Source organism: Streptomyces sp. AC627_RSS907 (genome assembly GCF_019049165.1).
In genome coordinates, this window is the sequence record NZ_JAGMUE010001563.1 from 1 (window position 1) to 553 (window position 553).

General features: G+C 69.3%; 1 protein-coding gene. It reads right to left on the minus strand.

Annotation, left to right across the window (positions count from 1 at the left end):
- Positions 1–553: ABC transporter permease (locus tag KUM32_RS43000; RefSeq protein ID WP_217146977.1), on the minus strand; the 553-nt coding region annotated here is incomplete at both ends.

The window sequence follows — 553 nt, forward strand, 5'->3', positions numbered from 1 at the left end:
CGTAGATGCCCGACACCACCAGGTGGCTCTTCTTGCCGTCCTCGAAGGTCGTGGGCAGCGAGGAGCCGACCTTCCAGCCGCGGTCCTCGGCGAGGTCCTTGTCGACGACGACCCGGTTGCCGCCGAGCCCGGCGAAGGAGCCCTCGGTGAACTCCAGCTTCGTCAGGTCGCCGATGGCCTTGCCGTTGACGCCGGCCAGCTCCGTCTTCTTGCCGTTGACCCGGGACGGCGAGAACCGCAGCGGGCTGGACTTCTCGACCTCGGGCTGCTTCTCCAGCTTCTCGCCGACCTCGGGGGCGAGCGGGGTCATGCTGGCCATGCTGACGATGTAGTCGGCCTTGAGCGAGTCCCGGGCCATCTTGTCGATGGCGTTCTGTATGCCACCGGCGATCACGGTCAGGCCGGTGATCAGGGTCAGGCCGATCATCAGCGCGGAGGCCGTGGCGGCCGTGCGGCGCGGGTTGCGCACCGCGTTCTGCCGGGCGAGCTTGCCGGGCATTCCGAAGATCCGCAGCACCGGGGCCGCCGCCGCGATCAGCGGCCGGGAGAGTAG